This window comes from Simiduia aestuariiviva (assembly GCF_014192475.1).
GTDB lineage: Bacteria > Pseudomonadota > Gammaproteobacteria > Pseudomonadales > Cellvibrionaceae > Simiduia > Simiduia aestuariiviva.
The window spans coordinates 515,245-532,202 of record NZ_JACHXZ010000004.1; the positions used below are offsets into that span (position 1 = coordinate 515,245).

Consider the following 16,958-nt stretch of genomic DNA (forward strand, 5'->3'; position numbering starts at 1 on the left):
CGGTGGGTGCGCAAATACCCCTGCTGCCCCCAATTTTTGGTGGTTTCGCTGAATTTTTTACTCAGTTGGCAGTCAAAAGCGGTAGTGCTACACTCACGCGGTTGTTTTTGGAGGTAAACATGAGTACTAGTCTGCAACCTATTGGCGTCTTGGCCCCCGGTGCCAATCTGAATGCCTATATTCAGGCCGTTAATGGGTTCTCGATTTTGTCAGCTGAAGAAGAAAAGCAGCTGGCTGAAGACCTTTACTACCATGAGAACCTAGAAGCGGCCCGTCGGCTGGTCATGGCGCACCTGCGGTTTGTGGTGCACATCGCCAAGTCCTACTCCGGCTACGGTTTGGCTGAGGCTGATCTCATCCAAGAGGGCAATGTCGGCCTGATGAAGGCGGTAAAGCGCTTCAACCCTGAGCGCGGTGTGCGTTTGGTGAGCTTCGCCGTGCATTGGATTAAGGCCGAAATCCACGAATTCATTCTGCGCAACTGGCGCATTGTGAAAGTGGCAACCACTAAGGCCCAGCGCAAATTGTTCTTTAACTTGCGTGGCGCCAAGAAAAAGCTGGCGTGGCTGTCGCACGATGAAGCCAAGGCCATTGCTAAAGATTTAGATGTCGACGTCAAGCACGTGTACGAAATGGAGGGCCGACTGTCCTCCTACGACGCAGGGTTTGACGCCGGTGCTGATGACGATGACGAAAGCGCCTACCAAGCGCCCGCCAACTATTTAGAGGATCATCGTTACGATCCGGCTCAGCAGTTGGAAGACGCCAACTGGGAAGCCTCTAACGTCAACAGCCTAGAGCTAGCCCTTGAACAGCTCGATGAGCGCAGTCGCGATATTCTCCAGCGCCGCTGGCTCAATGAAGACAAGGCTACCCTGCACGATCTGGCCGCCGTCTACGGCGTTTCCGCTGAGCGTATTCGCCAGCTGGAAAAAAATGCCATGAAAAAAGTGAAGGCGATGATGGAGGCCTAGCGCATCCGTTGTTTGACCCGTGAAGCCGCGCCTGTCGCGGCTTTCTTTTTTAGCGCCTAGGCACAGGCTTTAGCGGCGCGGCACCCGGCACACATCACTATGACCTCTAAACACCTACTAATCCTCGCCGCGCTTTGCGGTGCCCTAGCCGTATTGCTGGGCGCCTTCGGTGCGCACGGGCTGGACGCGGTGTTGACGGAGAGTCAATTGACGACCTGGCGCACTGCAGTGCACTACCATCAGCTACACGCGGTCCTCGCGTTGGCCCTGTGCATGCGATTACTTTCAGATCCGGTTGGGCGATTGCGCCGAGCCATCTATGCTGTGTTGTTCGGGATATTGCTGTTTGCGGGCTCCCTCTATGGCATGGCTCTGGGCGGCCCGCGCTGGCTTGGCCCGATTACGCCGCTTGGTGGCGGCTTGTTAATTATCGGTTGGTTGTTGGTAGCGGCCTATGCCCTGCGACTGCCGGCCCCAGAACGGTGAATTATGAACGCTACTCCACTGCCAGGTATTGAAGATGAGCACGGCTTTACGCCGCGTCCGGAATACAAAAAGAAATCCATCCGCAGTTTTGTCATTCGCGCCGGGCGCATGACACCCGCGCAACGCAGTGCCTTTGAGCGCCAGTGGGCGCAATATGGTTTGAGCCTGTTCAGCGGCCCACTCGATGCCGATGCCGCCTTTGGCCGCTCGGCACCCCTGGTATTGGAAGTGGGATTTGGCATGGGCGACTCCCTGTTGGCGATGGCCAAAGCCGAGCCCGACAAAAATTTTATTGGCATTGAAGTGCACCCCCCAGGCGTTGGTCGCTTGCTCAACAATGCTGCCGACGCGGGCATCACCAATTTGCGCGTCTATATGGCCGATGCTAACGATGTGCTGTCGGATTGCATCGCGGAAGAATCCCTGGCGCGTTTTCAATTGTATTTTCCCGATCCATGGCACAAAAAAAAGCACCAAAAACGCCGGATTGTACAGCCCGCTTTCGCCCAAATGGTGCGCACCAAATTGACGCCGGGTGGTGTTTTTCATCTGGCCACTGATTGGGAGCACTATGCCGATCACATGATGGAAGTGATGAGCAATGCCGAGGGTTTTAGCAATCAAGCTGGCGAATATTTGTTTGCTGAGCGACCCGACTACCGCCCAATCACCAAGTTTGAAAAGCGCGGTGAGCGATTGGGACACGGCGTTTGGGATTTGTTGTTCGAGAAGCACGCATAAATCTGCCCGCATCCTTGCAAAACCAATCGCCCTTGCCCACAATCGCCTGCGGTATCAGTGCAATCTGGTTACAACAATAAAGAGGGGCGTGACTCCGTGGGGAAAGGGACTGTCTTTTCAACGAAAAGAAGCTGGGCGTTCGATTTCTCCTTTTCATTTTAGATGTAGTGCGTCGTTGAGATGCCGCCGGCGTGTGTGTAGCGTATTAAACGCCGCACGCTCTTGCCAAACCATTATAGAAACCAAAGGAGAGATTCGATGAAAAAAGTCATGATGATGTTGCCCCTAGCGTTAGCTGTGGCGGCCACCACTGTTCAAGCCGATCAAATGGGCTTTGAAGTTACTGCCGGCGTCAACGCCACTAATTGGGATGAAGATCGCGGCGTGGAAGACAGCACCGGCTGGATGGGAGCACTAGGCTATCGCATCGACGATCGCTGGGGAATGGAAGTAATGTACGTTGCCAACGATTCAGAATACGATGCTACAGCTACCGAAATTGACGGCCAGCAGTTGAGCGTCAATGCCCTTTACCACTTCCGCCCTGAAAGCAGCGTGCAACCCTTCTTTGTGATGGGTGCGGGTAAAAACCGCTATGAAGTTGCCGGTGTTGGAAGCAGTGAAACCACCTTTAACGTGGGCGCAGGGGTTAAAGCCTACTTGAGCGACAACTTCTTGGTGCGCGGCGACATGCGCGGTATTCGCGGTTCAGATAACAGTGAGTTCGATTTAGGCACCAACATCGCATTGACCTACTTCTTTGGCGTGCGCGATGAACCTGCGCGCCCCGCGCCCGTTGCCGCACCTTCTGATGCCGATAATGATGGCGTAATAGATACGCAAGATGCCTGCCCACAAACACCTGCTGGTGTAGCAGTTGATCGCCGCGGTTGCCCCAAGGATTCTGACAACGACGGCGTTGCCGATTACATGGACAAGTGCCCAGATACCAAAGCGGGCTTGAAGGTTGATGAAAAGGGTTGTGCTATTTCGTTGACGGAAGCTGTGGAAATCAAGCTGGATGTCAATTTTGATAATAATGCCGCAGTGGTTAAGTCTCAGTACTTTGAAGAGATTGGTGCGGTCGCTACCTTTATGAAGAGCTACAAAGATACCGTGGTTGAGCTACAGGGCTTCACCGATTCCCGTGGTTCTGAAGCTTATAATCAGGCGCTCTCACAACGTCGTGCAAATGCTGTGCGCGACGTGTTAATTCAGCGTTTTGGTTTGGCGGCTGAGCGCGTGAAGGCGGTTGGTTACGGTGAAGCAAATCCGGTAGCCTCTAATGATACGGCTGAAGGTCGCGAAGCCAACCGTCGCGTTGTGGCTTCAGTGCAATCAAAAAAGACCACACAAATCCGTAAATAACCCATACGGCAAGTACAAAAAAGGCGAGCACATGCTCGCCTTTTTTATGGGTAGTTTAATTACGAGCGACTGACAGTCAGCAAATCCACTTCTAACAAATCCAATACTTTTTCTGCCGTGTTACCGAGCACGGTAGCCACTAAACCCGAGCGTGCGACCGTACCCATAATGATAAGGTCCGCGTGTAGGGCTTGCACAGTATCGGTTAGTACATCTTTTGCGGTGCCCTCTATTAAATGTATTTGTCGCGCGGGTAAGCCAAAGCGTTGTGCAACCAATTCCACGGGCGCTTGTTCCGACTCATCAGTCCACTGAAATAATTTAATCAGTTCTGGCGTGCTATCGAGCGCGGAGACTAAGTGCAATTCTGAATTTGTTGCAGCGGCGATCTTGCGTGCTTGACTGAAGATTACGTTGTTGAGCTGCTCGTGTTCAGGGCGATTCTCTTCCAAGCTCACGGCGGCCAAAATAATGCCGTTTTGCCACGCCTCATCGGACTTTACGAGCATCACTGGACAAGGTGCCGTGCGCATCAGGTAGACGTCACTGGTACGTTTGATGGCTCGCTCTAGGGTGCTGTGTTTAAAACTGGTTTTGACGATTAGCGCGGCCCCGATACGGCCAGCGGCTTGCGCCACCATAATCTCCCACTTTTGGTTCCAGACCACCTCGCAACTCACGGGGATGTCCTGTGCCAGAAGCGGAGCCGCCAACTCATCGAGCCAGGTTCGCGTTTCCGTCAATTGGGTATGTTTTGCATCTTTGCGCGAGGAGAACTTGCCCAATTCCTGCTCGTCCAAATAGGTGCAGCAAAACAAATGAATTCGCGATTTTGTGCACAGTGCTATGGCTACAGCTCGACTCAGAGCCATCTGGTCATCGGTCAAAGGGTCAATTACGACTAACAGTGTTTGCGCATTCATGGCCTACTCCAGAATCGTAGTTGATTATTACCATAGCAAGCTTTGCCAGATATTCCTCCTAACAAAAAAACGGCGCACAAGGCGCCGTTATAAGGATTTACGCTAACTGGTGGAATTAAAACCGCATGCTAACGCCAACACCTAAGAGGTCAGTGCGGTTATCGCCCCGCTCTGTGGCCCAGCTTGCACTGATGGCAGCTGCATCGCTGATGTAATAGCTGGCCGTGAGATTGCCGTGCCAGGACTGACCTTTGTCTTGAACATAGCCGGGTAACTCATAGCTGCCCAAGGAGAGCGTTTGGTTGGTCATGGTTACCTGGTGGTCTTGCGCCTTCAGTTCTGAGCGAATGCCCCATTCAGAGGTTACGACGAGCTGGTCGGCGCGCCAGTGCACAAACAGACCCACATCGGCGGTCAGTGAGGTGTGCTCTTGATCGTCGAACGTCAGCGAGGTGGTCATACCGCCCGCTTCCGCAAAGCCATCGACGTCGATGGTCCGGTGCGCCAGCTCGATTTTAGGGCCATAGTCCCAGTTGGTGTGGGGCGAAATGTTATAGCCGTACTCTGCCGTCAGGCCCAGTGAGCTGCCATCGGTTGTGCCGGTTTCAGTGCGCATTGCGACACCCAAGGGCAAGACCCGCGCGCTGTCATAGCTTTGCTGGCCCACGTGCACACTGGCATTAGCCCAGTGGCGCGCATTGCTGTAGCCGGTAAACAGGGTGATGGCTTGGCTGCTGCCATCGAGCGTCGAGGCCGAGTCGTCAAAGCCTAGATCGCCGCTTTGCGAAGCGAAGGCGAGGCCCAAGCTCCAGCTTTCGTTCAGGCCGTATTGCAGTCCTAAACTAGCACCTTGGTGCTCGGCGTCGGCATCGGTATAACCGTTGCGCGACTGCAGGTCCATGCTCTGGCCGCTGGCGAAAATTTGCCACTGGCCCGCTTTTAAGGCGCCGCTGGCTAAATTGGCCTGCATCTGATTGCGCAGCGCGCGCTGGTCGGCATCCACAAGGCTGGCACCCAGCACTGGCAATTGCCCCACCTCTTGCGGCGCTTGAATCAGGCTGTACATGTAGTCGGCGATGATCTGTTGCGCGGCCGCCGTTGGGTGCACGCCGTCATTGAAAATGAGCTGGGTGGGATCCCCGTTACCTGCCTGTGACATACCGTAAACGGGATTTTCAAGGCAGCTGCCGCCCGACCCGTCGTAACAGGTAGCGGTTAGCATAGTGACATCCGACATAAAGCCGAATTCAGCGGGGTTGGCCAAAATCTCAGCCATTAAACCGCGTGCGTCGACGGGAATGACGTTGGCGCTGGAGGCATTCAAGCCCGCATAGAGTGTGTCGTTGTAGAGCGCACTCATGGGCGACCACAGGGGTTGTGCGCCAGAGCCTATGCCAGCGGGTGTGGTACCTACATCGGGCAGGTTGGATACCATGATGTACTGGGCACCGGCACTGTCCAACGCATTGATGCCGGCCACCAGCGTATTGGCGGCGGTGACGATGTTGGTGGCGTTGTCGGGGTCAAAGGGGTTGGTCAGGCCCAGCACATCATTGCCGCCCCCGTTGACGTAATAAAGGGTGCGCGCGCTGGCGCTCCCGTATTCGGCCAAGTAGCCATCGCGCACTTTGGCGGGCCCGGCAGCTGGGTTGAATACCGTTGAGCCATTGGCATCGGTGATGGACGCCTTAATTTGCGCAGAAGTGTAGCCGCCTACCGCGTAGTTAGTTCCCGCCGGGAAGCCGGTCACGGGGCTCGGTAGGTAAGGTGTTGAGGCCGCTAAGTAGCCGAGGCCAAGTTGCTGGCTGAGGCGCTGTACGCCCACGAGGTCCGTTTCACTGCCCGCGCCGTTGACGCGATTGGTAAAGCGCAGGCCGCTGCCAGGTACCAAATAGGTGGTATTGATGGGCCCGCCGGCATCGGGGAATTGCCCTGAATCGGAGAGGCTATCGCCGAATACGACCAGCTCGTCAAAGGGCGAGCCTGCGTGCGCAGTGGCAGCGCACATCAAGAGTGCGGCGGCTAGGGGTTTAAGGGTGGATTTCATTGCGTCATTCCTCATTACGACCATCCATAATCGTGGTGGTATTTATTATTTTGGCTGCTGTCTGGGTGACAACAGCGGTGTGGCAAGCTGCGCAAAAACCGAATGCGTTCAGTGATTTATAGTTGTAGTTTCACTGATACGCACTTGATCATAAGGGGGATCAGTGAGCGATACCAGCCGCGCGTCTGACCTTTTAGTCACGCCGACGCTTGCAGCGCCTCTAACTGTTCAGACAAATCAAACCACGTTTGCTCGCTGGCTTCTAAACCTGCCTTGGCCTCCGCCTGCGATTTAATCAGCGCCTGTAGGCGCGCTTTGTTGTCATCTTGGTAGAGGTCGGGGTCGGCCATCTGCGCTTCGACTTCATCGAGCAGCGTCTGGAATTTCTCCATTTGTTGCTCGGCCTTTTTAAGGGCTTGGGTGAGCGGCTTCAGTTTTGCCCGCTCGGCGGCGGCTTGTTGGCGCTGAACCTTGCGATCCGCCCGCGGTGCTTCGTTAGTCGCACTGGCGGCGGTGGGTGCAGCTTGTTGTTGCTGCGCTTGGGTCCACTGGTGGTAGGCGTCGAGATCACCCTCGAAGATACTCACCTGACCCTCGTGTACCAGCCAAAACTCCTCCACGGTGTTGCGCAGCAAATGGCGATCGTGCGAAACCACCACCACGGCGCCTTCAAAGGCTTGCAGTGCCACCGTCAGCGCGTGGCGCATTTCCAAATCGAGGTGGTTGGTGGGTTCATCCAGCAGCAATAAATTGGGCTTTTGCCAGGCGATGATGGCGAGCGCCAGGCGCGCCTTTTCGCCGCCGGAAAACGGCCGCACCTTGCTGAGCGCCAGCTCGCCGTTAAAGCCAAAGCCGCCTAGAAAATTGCGAATTTCCTGGTCGCTGGCTTTGGGCGATAGTCGTTGCAGGTGCAGTGCCGGCGTCGCGTCCAAGTCTAGGGCTTGCAATTGGTGCTGGGCAAAATAGCCGATGCGCAAATGCTCGCCACTCACGCGCTCGCCGGCAAGGGGGGTGAGATCGCCGGTAAAGGCTTTAACCAGTGTGGATTTACCGGCGCCGTTAAATCCGAGCAAACCAATGCGCATGCCGGGCAAAAGGGTGAGATTCAATTGCTCGAACAGCGCCCGCGCGCCGTAACCTAAACGCGCTTGTTGTAAGCCCACAAGCGGCGTGCTCACCTTGTCGTAACAGGGGATGGCAAAGTGAAACGGGGAGTCAATATGGGCCGGCGCGATACTCTCCATGCGCTCTAGCTCTTTCAGTCGGCTCTGTGCCTGCTTCGCCTTTGAGGCTTTGGCGCGAAACCGGCGCACAAAATCTTCAATCTCGGCAACGCGTACCTGCTGTTTTTCGAAGGCCAGTTGTTGTTGTGCCAGCCGCTCGGCTTTTTGCCGCTCGTAGGCGGAATAATTGCCCACATACAGTACCAATTTCTGGCCTTCTAAATTGACGATGCGATCCACCGTTTGATCGAGGAAATCGCGGTCGTGGGAAATTAGCAACAGGGTGCCGGGGTAGCGTTTTAACCATTGCTCTAGCCACAGCGTGGTATCTAAATCCAAGTGGTTGGTGGGTTCGTCCAATAGCAACAGATCGCTCGGGCACATGAGCGCCTGCGCGAGGTTGAGTCGTATGCGCCAGCCGCCGGAAAAGTCGCTCACGGGCTTGTGTTCATCGCCGGGCGCAAAGCCAAGGCCCGCCATTAATTGCAGCGCGCGAGCTTCAGCGGTGTAGCCGTCGATGTGCTCCATTTCGGCATAGGCGTTGGCCAGCGCTTCGCCCTCGCCCTGCGCAATAAGCGCCTCTAAACGCCGCAATTCGGTGTCGCCGTCGAGCACGTGATCGAGCGCGCGTTTGCCGGTATCCTCAATTTCTTGCGCCATGTGGGCAATGCGCCACTGGTCGGGTATTTGGCAGCTACCGGCGTCGGTGCTAAGTGCGCCGAGCAACAATTGGAACAGCGACGATTTGCCCGTACCATTGGCGCCAATCAAGCCCACGTGTTGGCCTGGGTGAATGCGCAGGTCCGCCTGTTCAAGCAGAAATTTTTGCCCGCGTTGCAGGCTCACTTGGTTTAATTCAATCATGGCGCGCATTGTAGCAGCGCGCCTGTCGGCCACCAGCAGAAAATCATGCAAGCGTTGAAAGATTTTGCACTATGGATTTATGGCCGCAAGGATGTGGAAACTGAGTGCTTGGGCTGGCAAGATCGCGCCGGCGTGAGTGTGCCCTTGTTGCTGTGTTGCGCGTGGTTGGATTGGCGCGGTACGGGTTGCGATGGGGCGCAGTTACACGCGCTTGGCCAACCGGTAGTGGAGTGGGAGCGCGCGGTGGTCTGGCCAATCCGCCAGTTGCGCCGGCAACTCAAACCGCAGGCGCGAACCGATGATGTTGTCCAAGCCCTGCGCGAGCGCATCAAGCAGACCGAGCTCAGTGCCGAGTTGGCGGTGTTGGACAAGCTGGCAGCACTGCCTTGGTCGCCCACATCGGAACTGGCGCTGAACAGCCTGGCCTCTCACTATCAACTGCATGATTGTGACCCCTTCCCCGCTTTGCGCCGCGCAATGGCCGAGCGGCCTCCAGGTCGCTTAACAGGCCCGCATAACTAGGCTAGTATTGGCCGCTCGTCATGTACGCCTGAGCCAGTGTGGAGCTTGGGACCTCAACCGGAAGAAGATAATGATTAAAATGAAACATAGCCTGGTGTCAGGCATTGCCTTGGCGTCTGTATTGTTGGCCGCTTGTGGCGCAGATAAAAAAGCTGAAGAAGCCAAGCTCGAAAGTTTGGAAGCCAAGGTGAGCTACATGTTTGGTACCAACATGGCGAGCCAGTTTAAGCAGGAAGGATTTGAGTTGGACGCAGCGGCTATCGCGTTGGCGATCAACGACGTGCAAGCCGGCAAAGAAAGCCGCATCAGTGAAGAAGAAATGCAGCAAGTTATGCAGGATTTCCAAGCCAAGGCGCAGGCCAAGCAAGAAAACAAATTCAAAGCCGTGGCCGATGGCAACATGAAAGAGAGCCAGGCCTATTTAGCAGAGAACGCGAAAAAAGACGGTGTGCAAACCACCGAGTCGGGTTTGCAGTACAAAGTTGTTAACGCTGGTGAAGGCGCCAAGCCCACAACGGCCGACACAGTTACCGTGCACTACAAGGGCACGCTGATTGACGGCACTGAGTTCGACAGTTCATACGGCCGCGGTGAGCCAGTTAGCTTCCCCGTTACCGGTGTCATTCCCGGCTGGACCGAAGCGCTCCAGTTGATGAGCCCCGGCGCCAAGTACGAATTGTATATTCCGTCAGAGCTGGCCTACGGCCCCGGCGGCACTGGCCCAATCGGTCCAAACCAGGCGCTGATTTTTGAAGTGGAATTGCTGAGCATCGACGCCGGCGAAGAGGCAGCGGCCGCCGAATAAGCGAGCCCTTGCTAAAAAGGCTGCCTAGGCAGCCTTTTTTTATGGGCCTGTTTCGGAAACTGTTAGCGCAAGGCGTGGACAAAGCCGTTACTGGCCACGGCAACGTAGCCGTTTTCAGTAAATGCCAATGCCAACACTGCGGCGCCGGTGGGTTGTAGGGTGTCGCGCTTGGGGAGCCGCCAACGTTTTGTTTCGGTGAGACTTTCAACGCTCCAGAGCTGAACTATCTCGTCGGGCCGGCCAGTGAGCAACTGGCTCCCGTCATCGGAAAACCGCGCCGCGGTAAATCGCAGGCCGCGTTTGACCATGGAGCCCTGCAGGGGAATATTGCCGATAGCGCGGCCCGACTCTAGGTTCCAGAGCACGGCTTTGTCGTATTTGGCGGCCGTCAGCGCGCGCGTACCGTCGCGGCTCAAGGCCACCATTTGCACTTCTTCGTCGTGCGTAAACGTGCGCAGCACCTCGCCCGAGGCCACGTCCCAGAGCACCGCTGTTTTATCTTCTGAACCCGTGAGTGCGAATTTAGCATCCGCAGATAACGCCACCTTGCGCACCCGGTTGGTGTGTCGAAAGGTGCGACTGACGCCGCCCCGTTTAATGTCAAACATCACTGCCGTACCGTCCACAAGGCCGAGCAGCGCATAATTGCCATTGGGCGTTAGCGCCATGTCTAAAATCTCCGCTGGCGCATTCCAAAAGCGAGTGGCCTGGCCAGACTGCACATCCCAAAACACGATGGTGTGCGTGGTGGCGGTAGCGGCCCAGCGTGTATCGGGTGAAAAGGCGCTGCTCTGCAGGGTGGATTGTTCACCGGCTCGATGGTTCCAATTGTAGAGGCGTTCAAAATCCGTGAGCCGCCACAGGCTGCCGCCTTCGAAAATGGATCCGATAATGGCATAGTCGCCATCGTCCGAGAGCGATGCGCTCAGGGCCCCCTTATTGGCGACTTCAATGCTTTTTGTGGGGGTGGGCGTTGAATCGCAGGCTGTGAGCCAAAGCAGCACAATCAGGCCAGCAGCTTTCCATTTCATACACGAGTCCGAGCGCAGAGGGTTCTGGCTTTAAAGATAGTGTATAACTGAGGGCTTCGCTTGGGGGGATAGCCCCCCACGGCAAGTCGCGCGGGCGGCTTTAAATCTCGTGGCTAGGCCACGAGATCCTTATGGGCATCGTGCATAACCGCGATCAATCGATCTTCGGCGGCAAACCGAGTCTCGAGGGCGTCACCCAATTGAGACAGGTCATTGCGAAGCGCATCCAAGTCGTCAGTTTCTTGGTATTTGTCGTTAAAATCGAGAATAACATCGGTAGTTGGATCGATTTTGGTATACAACTCAACGGCCTCGCTAATGGCCTCGGTGTCGCCGAATTCTTTTGCTTCGTTCACCAACTGCTTGTACACCTCGAAATGGCCTGCAGAGGAATAATCCACCAGCATTTGGCACAGGGTGCGAACTTTGTCGCCGTGCTGCTCAGGTTCAAAGGCGTCGAAATCAGACAGTTTGCAGTACAGCACCAGCATGTCCTGACGTGCCTGCAGCCAACGATCAATAATATCGCTAACACCACCCCAACGTTCTTTAGCTGTTGCACATTTTTCGAGCATGTTGCGAATTCCTTAACGCTTTTAATGACGAGACTAGTGCTCAATGTAGGGGAAAGTGTGATGCCCGGCAAGCGCTAATCAAAAGCCCCTTGTCAGCGCTTGCACTGTGGCTGGCAACCACAATGCTGTGAATGCCCCCGTCAAGCCCATGGCCAAACTGGCGAACGCGCCGGTGATGGGATTGGTCTCAAACGCGCGCGCCGTACCCACGCCGTGGGCGTTGATGCCTAGTACCAAGCCCTGGCTGCGCGGGTCTTGCAAACCCGTCACGCGGAAGGCCAAGGGTGCCATGAGCGCGCCGAGAATACCGGTAAAAATAACCACGCCCGTGGTCAAACCCGTATTGGCATTTAACTGCTCAGCAATACTCAGGGCGATGGGGGTGGTGACAGATTTTGGCGCCAGTGCGAGCAGGAGTTCATGGCTGCCACCGGCCAGTGCCGCCAATCCCAGAGCCGTGGCGCAGGCCACCAAGCCGCCAAATATTACGGTGACCGTAACCGGCCCAATAAACGCTTTGAGATGGTGGAATTCGCGGTGCAGCGGCAGTGCCAAGGCCACTGTGGCAAGCCCCAGCAGTTGATCAAATAGCAACGTGTGTTGTCGGTATTCGGCAAAGGATATGTTCAGCGCAGTTAACAGCAGCGCCATTAACAAGGTGCCGGTCAGCAGCGGGTGTAGCCAGACGCGGCGAGCCGCGCGTCGGTAGAGTAGCAAGCCCAGTTGGTAGGCCAACAATGTGGCGCCGATGAGCAACAGGCCCGTTGCGCGCTCAGTCATGGTGGCGACTTAGCCAGCGCAGCAGGATTGCACACAACACCATACTGATGAAAGTTGCGAGCACTATAGCCGCGAGGACTGCAGGCCATTGAGCTTGAATGTGATCGGGCAGAAAAAATATACCGACACCGGCGGGCAAAAACAGCAGGCTCAAATTATCGATGAGCGCTTTGCCTGCTGTCTCGGTGGCGACCAACCAGCCTCTAGGCCACAGTACGGCGCCGAGTCGCAGGCTGGCCAGTAATAGCAACATGCCCACAACGGGCCCCGGAATGGGCCAATTGAGCCAGTAGCTGATCAGTTCACCGACCAGCTGGTAGGCAATCAGTATGAGAAGCCCTGGGATCACGCCTTGCGCAGTGCTTGCCACAGGCTAATTACCGCCAAGCCCACAAACGCCACCAGCGTCCAGCCGGGAATGCTCAAGCCTAAAAATTGCCAGACCACGTCGGCGCAATTGCCGTCGCCTTGAAACAACAGTCGCAGGGCGTCCATGAGCGGAAAGGTTTCGAACATGTATTCCAAACCCGGGCCACAGGCGGGCACTTGGTCTTCGGGCAAATTTTGAATCCACACGTGACGGCCAGCAACGCCTGCGCCAATCAGCGCCCCAATGATGCTTAAGCCGCCGTAAATTTTGCGACCGAAGGCGGCGGGGTTGTGCAGCGCAGCCAGCAGCGCCAGAAGACCGACCACTATGACGAAAATGCGCTGCGTGATGCACAGTGGACAGGGGTGCATGCCCATTGCGTGCTGCATGTAGAGCGCCGCGAGGATGAGGCCAGTGCAGCCCAAGAACACAATAAAGTACGTTTGACGAATGCCGGGTAGCATGGGTTGCTCCTAACTAAATGGATAAAGGCGTAATTTTGCCGGCCACACTAGGCGAAAACCGCATTTGGCACAATAACCCGGCACCATAAACGGGCTGGAGCGACTATGCTAAAAGCTTTCCAGAGTTCTTGTTTGGGTAGTTTATGGCGATGTTAAGACCTTTAGTACTGATAGCCTGTTGTCTATTGTTGTGGCATCCGCAAACCGTGGCTCAAGATGAGGAAGCGGAGGCTGAGGGCGAAACGCCGGCCAAGCCAGAGGCGCTGTATATTCCGCTGCAACCGCCCTTCGTGGTGAATTACGGTGGCCCCGGTCGTTTGCGCTACCTAAAAGCCGAACTCACCGTGCGGGTTTACGATGTCAGCGCGGCCCAAAAAGTCCGCCATCACATGCCGGCCATTCGGGATACGCTTGTGACGTTGATGAGTCGGCAGGAAGAGCTGGTCATCGACACACAAGAAGGCAAGGAGCAACTGCGGCAGGATGCGCTCACGGCCATTCGCACGGTTATTGAGAATGAAGAGGGTGAAGACACCGGCGTGGTAGACGTTTTCTTCGACAATTTGATAGTCCAGCGCTAACGCTAATCACCCGCTAGTGGCGCACCGTTGCGATTGATAGCGGTGCGACGCACGCCACCAAATGAACAACGCAAGATTGTTAAAAACACGCGTTAGAGTGATTTAATTTGCAGTGATACGCGTTTATTGCCTACGGCTTGTTCGGCCGCGGTAATGAAGCCCTGTTGTTGATGAAACTGCAGCGACGGCGGATTGGACGGTGCAATGTCGATTTCGGCGGCCAACCAAACTAACTGCTGCGCTTTGGCCCAATCAGTCAGTTCCCGATAAAATTGTTGGCCCAACCCCTGCCCCCGAACTTGTGCGCTCAGCACGATGCGATCAATGTAAAGAAACCGCTGTAAGCGCGCATTAAACCAGCGATAGTTGGGGCTGTCGTAGGCGGCACCATGGGTAAACGCCAACAGAAAGCCCACCACCCCTTCGTTGTTTTCAGCCACCCAAAATAATGCACTGTGTGCGCGAAGCAGTTGCAAGCGCTCGGCATCCATCGGACTTAAAAACTGCACCGATGCTTTATTCAATGCCAGCACGGCCTCGCTATCACCGCTTTCGAAAGCTCGAATGTTGATGCTCATACTATCTCCGACAGGTCTGGGCAATCCAAGGTCATACCGCGTTGCTGGCTTTGTTCAGCGAGCGCCAGCAGCGCCATAACCGAGAGTGCATCCCTTCGTGTGACGGGCAGCGGGCCCCCGACTGTTAACGCGCGCGCCAATTGCCGATAAAACGCCGGGTAGTTGCCGCGCTCGAGTGCGGGCGACTCGGTTCCACTGGCGGTGTCGAGCCGCGCTCGGCGCTGCTGCGAAACACCAAACTGTGGATCGTCCAAGGACAGCCCCGCTTTAAGTTGCGCTTCCTGTGGATCGAGATCTGCAATCGTTAACGTGCCGGCACTCCCTTCCACTCTAAATCGATGCACTGGCCCCGCACAGTGAGGGCTGGAATGCAGTACCACCTCGCAATCGGGGTAGTGCAATTGAACGTGAAAGTAATCGACACTTTGTGCGCCTTGGCGCTGGGCTTGCAAGCGCGCGGTAATCTGTATGGGCCAGCCAAACAGTTGTAGCGCCTGATCGACGAGGTGAGGGCCAAGGTCAAACCAGATGCCTGCACCCGCGCCGGCATTCTCTCGCCATCGGTCGCGCACGCGCGGTCGAAACCGATCAAAACGCGATTCAAACAGCTTTACTGCACCGAGCCGATTGTGGTCCAACGCGGCGCGCAGCGTGAGAAAGTCGCCATCCCAGCGGCGGTTGTGGAAGACCGTGAGTGTGCAAGCATTTGCCGCCGCCAATGCATACAAGTGCTGTGCTTGCGCCAAGGTAACGGTCATGGGCTTTTCCACCACTAGGTGCAACCCGCGCTGCAGCACTTGGCTACTCAAACTGTAGTGCAGGCTATTGGGTGCGGTAATGATCACCACATCGAGTGATGGATGCTTTAAAAAATCTTCGAGCTCGGTGTAGTGCTGGACATCGCCAACCAGCGGTTTAGCTTGGCTGCTGAGTACCGCACAAAGCTCGTAGTCAGCGGCGTGACTTAGTAGGGGAAAATGAAACGTCTGGGCGGCATATCCAAAGCCAATAATGCCCACCTTCAAAGCCATAAATAGCGCGCCTTTTTTCTAGCGTAAGCAGATTTCATTTCAATGTTCGCCAAACAAAACGAGCCAACACAAACAGTACTATCAACCCAATTAAACTTGGAATGCCAAACGCTATCGCCATTAATACAAAGGCGGTTCCCTTGGCAAAGTACTCGCCAAATTGGCTCAGTGACTTGCCAATGGGAGACCAAAAGGAGTCGTACTCTACAGTTTGCAGGTGCACGCTCACAATGGGTTGATCGATGCGTTGATACAGGCGTGCCTTTTCTCCCTGTGCATATTCTAAGTCTGATTGCACACGCGATAATTCGGAGGCAACGCGAATCAGGGCATCTACTTCTTGTGCGGAATTTTGTTCCAATTGCTGCAGCTTATCGCGGTAGCTAATTAACATTTCAATGCGTTTGGAATTGTCCGCAACTTGGTTTTGCAGATCATCCGCCTGCGTGTTTTGCGATACGACCTGGCCGAGTGCTCCCGCTTTTTCAATTACTGTTGCAACGCGCTCTGGTGCCATGCGCATACGCACAAAAGCGTAGCTGAGGTCGCCCTGTTGTAAATTGGTTGCCAGTATTGTGCATTGCTCGAGACAAAAGCTTTTGATGTGCTCCGCTGCCGACATGATTTCATCCTTTGCCACACTGACGGTGATCTGGTGTTCAAAGGCCAAATAGGAATTTCCGCTCTGAAACTCGGGGGCCGCGATGGAGGTGTCGGCGTGCATTTTCATAGTCGACGCTCGAAGCGGGGCAGGCGCCTCCGCGTCGATCTGAGACCCTTCTGGCGAGCAACCTGCCGTGGCGAAAGCAAAGGCTAAAACTAAAACGGTGAGGCTAACGCGGTAAAAATGTTGCATGACGTATCCTTAGCGCTGAATAACCGAGCCAGCATAGCAACCCATGTTGCCCACTGCTATGGCACAGTTTAACGTAGATTTTCGAATGCTTGTGGCTGCCGTTACTGATGCTGTTAATCCCGCTTGCTTGGGTCGTGCACAGGACTGTTCACGTAGGTCAACAGTTTTGGGTAGACCTCATTAAATACTTCCGCCAGCTCAGCGTCTCGCGCCACAAGTACGGGCTCAATATTTGCGAGCAGTTCGGGCTTTGACAAGCGCCGTTGTAGGCTCGCTACCACGCCGTAAATGGTTGCCTTGTCGCCGTAGCGTTCAAATAATTTGTGGGATTGTGCACGCTCTAGAAAGCGCTGCGCGCCGCTCGGCATGCGCGCTTTAAACGGCCCCAGTTGGCGAAACACTTCGGTACAAAATAGGGCGAGTTCGGGTTGGTGCCATCGACTAAATTGTTGCGCCAGAAAGTGGTCGAACATGATATCGATAACGGGCCCGGCTACACGTCGATAGCGCGGCCCGAGTAGCGCCATGGCTGTCGCGGTTTCTGGTTGCCTGTCTATCCAGGCATCGATGTCGCGGTGTCTGCGCACGCCCGCAATAACACCTGCGGGCCATTGCTCGGTGTGTTGGTGTAGTGGCCCCTTTAGCCAGTCGCCTAAAAAGCCGCCCGTGCGCACCTGCGCATCGCTACCGGAAAGTGCGAGATGAGCCAGATAGTTCATCCCGCACGCTCAGCCGTGCG

General features: G+C 55.5%; 19 protein-coding genes. 7 read left to right on the top strand and 12 right to left on the bottom strand.

Annotation, left to right across the window (positions count from 1 at the left end; all coding sequences use genetic code 11):
- Positions 1-119 precede the first annotated feature (119 nt).
- From rpoH to FHS30_RS15340, 4 genes are all read left to right on the top strand, one after another.
- Positions 120-974, top strand: a complete 855-nt coding sequence (gene rpoH / locus FHS30_RS15325) for an RNA polymerase sigma factor RpoH (protein ID WP_183911385.1) — start codon at positions 120-122, stop codon at positions 972-974.
- Between the two features lie 99 nt (positions 975-1,073).
- Complete coding sequence (locus FHS30_RS15330; protein ID WP_183911386.1) at positions 1,074-1,460, top strand: DUF423 domain-containing protein; 387 nt, start codon at positions 1,074-1,076, stop codon at positions 1,458-1,460.
- 3 nt (positions 1,461-1,463) lie between these two features.
- Positions 1,464-2,201, top strand: coding sequence for a tRNA (guanosine(46)-N7)-methyltransferase TrmB (gene trmB / locus FHS30_RS15335; RefSeq protein WP_183911387.1), 738 nt, complete (start codon positions 1,464-1,466; stop codon positions 2,199-2,201).
- Between the two features lie 258 nt (positions 2,202-2,459).
- Positions 2,460-3,569, top strand: coding sequence for an OmpA family protein (locus FHS30_RS15340; protein ID WP_246341354.1), 1,110 nt, complete (start codon positions 2,460-2,462; stop codon positions 3,567-3,569).
- A 59-nt stretch (positions 3,570-3,628) separates the two neighbouring features.
- Here the strand turns inward: FHS30_RS15340 and FHS30_RS15345 are convergent, their stop codons facing one another.
- The 3 genes from FHS30_RS15345 to FHS30_RS15355 form a co-directional block, all read right to left on the bottom strand.
- On the bottom strand, positions 3,629-4,492 hold the full coding sequence (locus FHS30_RS15345) for a universal stress protein (protein ID WP_183911388.1): 864 nt from the start codon (positions 4,490-4,492) through the stop codon (positions 3,629-3,631).
- 115 nt (positions 4,493-4,607) lie between these two features.
- Positions 4,608-6,539, bottom strand: a complete 1,932-nt coding sequence (locus FHS30_RS15350; protein WP_183911389.1) for an autotransporter domain-containing protein — start codon at positions 6,537-6,539, stop codon at positions 4,608-4,610.
- A 197-nt stretch (positions 6,540-6,736) separates the two neighbouring features.
- A complete protein-coding gene (locus FHS30_RS15355; protein WP_183911390.1) occupies positions 6,737-8,626 on the bottom strand; it encodes an ABC-F family ATP-binding cassette domain-containing protein in 1,890 nt (629 codons plus the stop codon).
- Between the two features lie 45 nt (positions 8,627-8,671).
- Between FHS30_RS15355 and FHS30_RS15360 the strand changes: the two genes are divergently transcribed.
- Both FHS30_RS15360 and bamJ read left to right on the top strand, forming a co-directional pair.
- Positions 8,672-9,148, top strand: coding sequence for a TIGR02444 family protein (locus tag FHS30_RS15360; RefSeq protein WP_183911391.1), 477 nt, complete (start codon positions 8,672-8,674; stop codon positions 9,146-9,148).
- 70 nt (positions 9,149-9,218) lie between these two features.
- Positions 9,219-9,953 carry a BamJ family beta-barrel-assembly machinery protein gene (bamJ, locus tag FHS30_RS15365; protein ID WP_425502392.1) on the top strand — a complete coding sequence of 245 codons (735 nt, stop codon included), beginning with the start codon at positions 9,219-9,221 and terminating at the stop codon, positions 9,951-9,953.
- A gap of 62 nt (positions 9,954-10,015) precedes the next feature.
- Here bamJ and FHS30_RS15370 read toward each other — a convergent pair whose 3' ends face one another.
- From FHS30_RS15370 to FHS30_RS15390, 5 genes are all read right to left on the bottom strand, one after another.
- A complete protein-coding gene (locus FHS30_RS15370) occupies positions 10,016-10,984 on the bottom strand; it encodes a WD40 repeat domain-containing protein (protein ID WP_183911392.1) in 969 nt (322 codons plus the stop codon).
- A 113-nt stretch (positions 10,985-11,097) separates the two neighbouring features.
- Positions 11,098-11,559: a sigma D regulator gene (gene rsd, locus FHS30_RS15375; protein WP_183911393.1), complete on the bottom strand. Its 462-nt coding sequence runs from the start codon at positions 11,557-11,559 to the stop codon at positions 11,098-11,100.
- A 78-nt stretch (positions 11,560-11,637) separates the two neighbouring features.
- The gene (locus tag FHS30_RS15380; protein WP_183911394.1) at positions 11,638-12,339 is read right to left on the bottom strand and encodes an LrgB family protein; all 702 of its coding nucleotides are present in this window, start codon (positions 12,337-12,339) and stop codon (positions 11,638-11,640) included.
- A complete protein-coding gene (locus FHS30_RS15385; RefSeq protein WP_183911395.1) occupies positions 12,332-12,709 on the bottom strand; it encodes a CidA/LrgA family protein in 378 nt (125 codons plus the stop codon). The genes FHS30_RS15380 and FHS30_RS15385 overlap by 8 nt, the downstream gene beginning before the upstream one ends.
- Positions 12,685-13,173, bottom strand: a complete 489-nt coding sequence (locus FHS30_RS15390; RefSeq protein WP_183911396.1) for a disulfide bond formation protein B — start codon at positions 13,171-13,173, stop codon at positions 12,685-12,687. The genes FHS30_RS15385 and FHS30_RS15390 overlap by 25 nt, the downstream gene beginning before the upstream one ends.
- 149 nt (positions 13,174-13,322) lie before the next feature.
- Between FHS30_RS15390 and FHS30_RS15395 the strand changes: the two genes are divergently transcribed.
- Complete coding sequence (locus tag FHS30_RS15395) at positions 13,323-13,754, top strand: flagellar basal body-associated FliL family protein (protein ID WP_246341355.1); 432 nt, start codon at positions 13,323-13,325, stop codon at positions 13,752-13,754.
- Between the two features lie 92 nt (positions 13,755-13,846).
- Here FHS30_RS15395 and FHS30_RS15400 read toward each other — a convergent pair whose 3' ends face one another.
- From FHS30_RS15400 to FHS30_RS15415, 4 genes are all read right to left on the bottom strand, one after another.
- Positions 13,847-14,332 carry a GNAT family N-acetyltransferase gene (locus tag FHS30_RS15400; protein WP_183911398.1) on the bottom strand — a complete coding sequence of 162 codons (486 nt, stop codon included), beginning with the start codon at positions 14,330-14,332 and terminating at the stop codon, positions 13,847-13,849.
- Positions 14,329-15,363, bottom strand: coding sequence for an oxidoreductase (locus FHS30_RS15405; RefSeq protein WP_183911399.1), 1,035 nt, complete (start codon positions 15,361-15,363; stop codon positions 14,329-14,331). Before FHS30_RS15405 ends, FHS30_RS15400 begins: the two co-directional genes overlap by 4 nt.
- Before the next feature lie 34 nt (positions 15,364-15,397).
- Positions 15,398-16,219, bottom strand: coding sequence for a DUF4349 domain-containing protein (locus tag FHS30_RS15410; protein ID WP_183911400.1), 822 nt, complete (start codon positions 16,217-16,219; stop codon positions 15,398-15,400).
- A 113-nt stretch (positions 16,220-16,332) separates the two neighbouring features.
- Positions 16,333-16,938: an acyl carrier protein phosphodiesterase gene (locus FHS30_RS15415; RefSeq protein WP_183911401.1), complete on the bottom strand. Its 606-nt coding sequence runs from the start codon at positions 16,936-16,938 to the stop codon at positions 16,333-16,335.
- Positions 16,939-16,958: the final 20 nt, after the last annotated feature.